Source organism: Nocardioides sp. CPCC 206348 (genome assembly GCF_048654705.1).
In the GTDB taxonomy this organism is placed as follows: domain Bacteria; phylum Actinomycetota; class Actinomycetes; order Propionibacteriales; family Nocardioidaceae; genus Nocardioides.
Map to the genome: position 1 here is coordinate 13,000 of NZ_JBMCZA010000067.1, position 5,009 is coordinate 18,008.

5 protein-coding genes are annotated in these 5,009 nt (G+C 71.1%); 3 read left to right on the top strand and 2 right to left on the bottom strand.

Translation table 11 applies throughout. The features are described from left to right. Positions 1–764 (top strand): coenzyme F420-0:L-glutamate ligase (locus ACOADB_RS02860; protein WP_378596403.1); only part of this gene is annotated, 764 nt, incomplete at its 5' end. A gap of 45 nt (positions 765–809) precedes the next feature. Continuing rightward, positions 810–1,559: a DUF3105 domain-containing protein gene (locus ACOADB_RS02865; RefSeq protein WP_378596404.1), complete on the top strand. Its 750-nt coding sequence runs from the start codon at positions 810–812 to the stop codon at positions 1,557–1,559. Positions 1,560–1,561: 2 nt separating this feature from the next. Here the strand turns inward: ACOADB_RS02865 and ACOADB_RS02870 are convergent, their stop codons facing one another. Then, on the bottom strand, positions 1,562–2,641 hold the full coding sequence (locus tag ACOADB_RS02870; RefSeq protein WP_378596405.1) for a mannose-1-phosphate guanylyltransferase: 1,080 nt from the start codon (positions 2,639–2,641) through the stop codon (positions 1,562–1,564). Positions 2,642–2,704: 63 nt separating this feature from the next. On the opposite strand from ACOADB_RS02870, the gene ACOADB_RS02875 reads away from it, so the two are divergent. Beyond that, positions 2,705–3,436, top strand: a complete 732-nt coding sequence (locus tag ACOADB_RS02875; protein ID WP_378596406.1) for a TIGR03089 family protein — start codon at positions 2,705–2,707, stop codon at positions 3,434–3,436. A gap of 28 nt (positions 3,437–3,464) precedes the next feature. On the opposite strand, the gene ACOADB_RS02880 is transcribed toward ACOADB_RS02875, so the two are convergent. Further along, positions 3,465–5,009 (bottom strand): N-acetylmuramoyl-L-alanine amidase (locus ACOADB_RS02880; RefSeq protein WP_378596408.1); only part of this gene is annotated, 1,545 nt, incomplete at its 5' end.

Genomic DNA, 5,009 nt, shown 5'->3' on the forward strand with positions numbered 1-5,009 from the left:
GCGGCCTGACCCGGATCGTCCGCAACCGCCTGGGCCTGACCATGGCCGCTGCCGGGGTCGACGCCTCCAACGTCACCGCCGGCACGACCGTCCTGCTCCCCGAGGACCCCGACGCATCGGCCCGCGCGCTCCGTGCCGCGGTCGCCGAGCGGGCCGGCGTCAACGTGGGCGTCCTCGTCACCGACACGGCGGGCCGTGCCTGGCGCGAGGGGCAGACCGACATCGCCATCGGCGCTGCCGGCGTCGTGGTGCTCGAGTCCTTCGTCGGTCGCGTCGACGCCCACGGCAACGAGCTGGCCGTCACCGCACCGGCCGTCGCCGACGAGATCGCCTCGGCCGTCGAGCTCGCGCAGGGCAAGCTCGGCTCCCGGCCGTGCGCCGTACTGCGCGGCCGTCCCGACCTGGTCCTGCCCGCCGACGACCACGGCACCGGCGCGTCCGCGCTGATCCGCGAGGACGGCGCCGACCTCTTCGGGTACGGCGCCCGCGAGGCCGTCGTCCGCGCGGTCGGTGGGGCGGACGCCGACCGGGGACCGTTCGGCACCCCGGTCTCCGCCGAGGAGTTCGTCGCCGCCCTGCGCGCCGCGGGCCTGGCTGCCGAGGTCGACGGCGCCCAGCAGGTGCGCTGTGCTGACGATCGCCGCGTGGCGCTGGACATTCTGGCCTTTGCGCACGGATGGTCCGTCGACCCGACGGCTGCCGCCGGGGAGCCCTCGAACGGCTTCGCGGACACCGACCTGCGCCTGCGCCCGGTCACTCCGTAGACTCACCGCGTTCCGCCGTACTCACCAGACGAGGTACCCCACACCGTGGCCAAGTCCAGCAAGTCCGAGAAGTCGGACCGCCGCCAAGTCATCGACGACATCCGGCGCAAGCAGAAGAGCGCCGAAAAGCGTCAGGGCATGGCCATCGTGGGCGTCTGCATCGCAGTCGCGCTCATCATCGTCGGCGTCGCCGCCTACAACCCGGTGAAGACCGCGATCCAGAAGGCGCGCTACTCCGGTACCCCGCTCGACGAGATCGGCGCGAAGGCCGACGTCTGCAAGAAGGTCGAGACCAAGGTCGCGACCGGCAGCGGTGAGCACGTCCCCACGGGCACCCAGGTCACCTACGACGACGCGCCCCCCGCGTTCGGTTCGCACTGGAACGAGGCCGGCATCGCCCCGGACCCCGCCGCCAACCGCTTCTACACCGCGGACGGCCGCCCCGAGCTCGAGTCGCTCGTCCACAACCTCGAGCACGGCTACTCCATCCTCTGGTACGACGAGACCGCTGCCGACGACACGTCGGAGGTCGCCGCCATCAAGGCGATCGCCGCGACGCTCGACGAGAACGACACGAACGGCCGCCTCAAGTTCAAGGCCGTGCCGTGGACGAAGAAGGACGGCAAGGCCTTCCCGAAGGGCCAGCACATCGCCTTCACCCACTGGACGCAGGACGCGACCACGCAGGAGCAGCTCGGCGTGTGGCAGTACTGCTCCGAGGTCAGCGGTGCGGCCCTCGAGAAGTTCATGCTGGACTACCCGTTCACGAACTCCCCCGAGCCCTACATTCCGTAGGGCTACACGAGGTCGGTGCGGCCCTGTTCCTTCAGGGCCGCGACGATCGCCTTGACGTCCTGGGCGCGCTCGCGCGTCATGACCAGGAGTGCGTCGGGGGTGTCGACGACGACCACGTCGTCGAGGCCGATGACGGCGACGACCCGCCCCGAGGCGGGGACGACCAGCCCGGTCGCAGCCTTGAGGTGGACGTTCGACTCGTCGCCGAGGACCGTGCACGTCTCCTGCTCCCCGAGCAGGTTGGCCAGCGAGTCGAAGTCGCCGATGTCGTCCCACCCGAAGGTCCCGGGCACGGTCGCGACCCGCCCCAGGGCGGCAGCCGGTTCGGCGATCGCGTGGTCGATGGCGATCCGCGGGAGGTGGTCCCACAGCTCCGGCAACAGGGCGGGGTCCTCGGCGATCTTGCGCAGGTTCGCGGCGAAGTCCGGGTCGCGATCGGCCAGCAGGTCCAGCAGCACCGTCGGGCGTACGACGAACATGCCGGCGTTCCAGCGGTAACGGCCCGAGGCGAGGTACTCCTCCGCCACCGGCACCGACGGCTTCTCGACGAACTCCACGACCCGCCGCACCAGCGGGTGTCCCTCGAGCGTTTCGCCCTGGTGGATGTAGCCGAAGGCCGACGACGGGAAGGTCGGCTCGATGCCGATCGTCACCAGCCAGTCGTCGCGTGCCGCATCCACGGCGGCAGCGACAGCCTGGCGGAAGCGGTCGGGATCGGTGATGACGTGGTCCGCCGCGAAGGAACCCATGACGTCGGCCCCGCGACGCTCGAGCACGGCGGCGGCGAGCCCGATGGCTGCCATCGAGTCCCGCGCGGACGGCTCGGCCAGCACGGCGTCGGCGGGCAGCGCATCCAGCTGGCGTCGTACGGCGTCCTGGTGGGCCACGCCGGTGACGACGAGCATCCGGTCGCCGACGATCGGCGCGAGGCGGTCGTGCGTCTCCTCGAGCAGGGAACGGCCCGAGCCGGTGAGGTCGTGCAGGAACTTCGGGGATGCCGCGCGCGACAACGGCCAGAGGCGGGTGCCCGCGCCACCGGCGGGAACGACCGCCCAGAAACCGGGGATCTCGTCAGCGACCATGCGCGGCACCCTAGTGCTTGCCACCGAACGATCGGCGCGGTGGCCTGCACTAACGTCGTCCGGGTGACCACCTTCGCCGCCGTCCTGGCACAACGACTCCGGGTCGACCCGGGCCAGCCACTCGTCACCTTCTACGACCACAGCACCGGCGAACGGGTCGAGCTGTCGATCACCACCTGGGCGAACTGGGTGGCGAAGGGCGCCTCTCTGCTGGTCGAGGAGCTCGACCTCCAGCGGGGCGACCGGATCTGTCTCGACCTGCCCCCGCACTGGCTGGGCACCGTGTTCCTCGGTGCCGCGTGGAGCGCCGGCCTGGTCGTCGTACCGCCGTCCGACGAGGGGCAGCCGGACGACCTCGCCGCCGTCGTCTGCGGACCGGACGGCCTCGACCGATGGGCCGGCCGTGCCCACGAGATCGCCGTCCTGGCGTGCGCCCTGCTGCCACTCGGGGTCCGGTTCGCCGATCCCCTCCCCGCGGGCGTCCACGACGTCGGCGTGGAGATCTGGTCACAGCCCGACGCGTTCACGCCGTGGGACCCGCCGGTCGATGACGACATCGCCTTCGTCGCCGCGGACCGTCAGGTCACCCAGTCGGAGCTGTGGTCGGAGGCAGCCGCCAGCGCGCTGGTGGGCGGCGGCCGCCTCCTCTCGGTCGCGAACCCCGTCGTGGAGCCCGTGACCTTCAGTGAGCCGCTCACCCAGGGCGGCTCACTCGTCCTGGTCGCTCGGGCCGAACAGGGCCAGCTCGAGGCGACCTACGCCGCCGAGCGTGCCACTGCCCGCTTCCCCGCCTGAGCGACCAGGACAAGTCAGTCGTGGGCGGCTATGCCGCCAGGTCCCAGCCCAGGAACCTCCCGAGCGGAATCTTGTTGGTCCAGCCGTTCGTCGTGCCGGCCAGGATGAAGAGGCCGCCGGTGGCCTTGTCCCGGGCCACGAAGTCCGGCTGCGCGTTCGCACCGAGTCGCCCGACGCCGAGCAGCCAGTCGTAGCTGCCAGCGGTGACCTCGAGGGTCCGCACGCTCGTCCAGCCACCGGGGCCGTTGCCCGTGTAGAGGCGCACCTCCGAGCCGACCCGAACGATGCTGTCGGGCGCGCCGTCGGCGTTCATCAGTCCGGCGGGGACGTGGGCGTAGCCGTTGACGGCGCTGTAGGCGACGACGCTGGTGCCGAGGTTGTTGAGACTGGTGCCGAGACCGGCCGCTCCCCGGCCGCGCCAGATCCGCATCGCTCCACCGGACTGGGCCATCAGGTCCGGGTAGCCGTCGCCCGTGACGTCCCCGGGGAGAGCGATCAGGGTCGCGTCCTTGACCTGGCCGGACAGGACCTGCGGCGGGTGGAACCGCGCACCACCCTTGCCCCGGTAGATCTGCAGCAGGCCATCGGACTTGCGGCGGGTGATCATGTCGGCAAAGCCGTCCTGGTCCCAGTCACCGGCCTTGTAGATGCTGGATGCGGAGGCGATGTTGACGCCGGTGTCGACCCGGGAACGGACCTGCCACACACCTTCGGGGCTGTCCAGGGTCAGCACGTACAGGCGACCGTCGGAGGCTCGGCGCACGAGCAGGTCGTTGACGTCGGAGCCGGCGAAGTTCCCTTCCGCCTCGCGACTGGCGAAGGGCTTCTGTGCTGCGTCCGCCAGGGACCGGATCGTCGGGATCTTCGCGTAGAGGTAGCGGCCCGGGCAGGCCGTGGACCCGGCGTCGCGGTGTCCATTGATCGCCGGGAAGTACTTCGACCCGATCTTCTGGGACATGTCCGCCGCGTCGACGCCGTGCAGGGCCAGCTTCCACGCGAACAGCGCGCCGTAGGCCTTCAGCATCGCGCTCGGCGGGCCGGTCACGTCGAAGTTGCCGATCGCGGACATGGCGAAGGAGTAGTTGTTGTAGCCCTGTGTGTGGGCTCCGACGACCGGGCGGTCGACGCCACCCGCACGGCCCTCCCAGATCCGGCCGAACTTGTCGACGAGGAAGTTGTAGCCGATGTCGCTCCAGCCCCGCGTCTTGACGTGGTAGCTGTAGATGCCCCGGATGATGCCGGGCACCTGGTCGGCCGTGTAGTTGTTCGCGTTCACCGTGTGGTGGACGAAGCCGCCGTGGACCTCGTAGTAGCTGAGCGAGGACTTGTCGCGCAGGCTCTCGTTGGCACCCCACTGGGCCCGCGAGTAGATCTTCGGCCGGATGGTCGCCGTGGCGGCCTGGAGCGCGATCTCGTCGCCGGTGGCGGCCGGGTCGTCGCCGTCGGTCACCGGGACCGCCGGGTCCGCCGGGTCCGCACCGTCGGTGGAGGCCCGGGCGGTGTCGATCGCGGGCTTCTGCGTGGCGGTCGCCTTCGCGGTGCCCGGGTCGATCACGGCGACCTTCATGTCCAC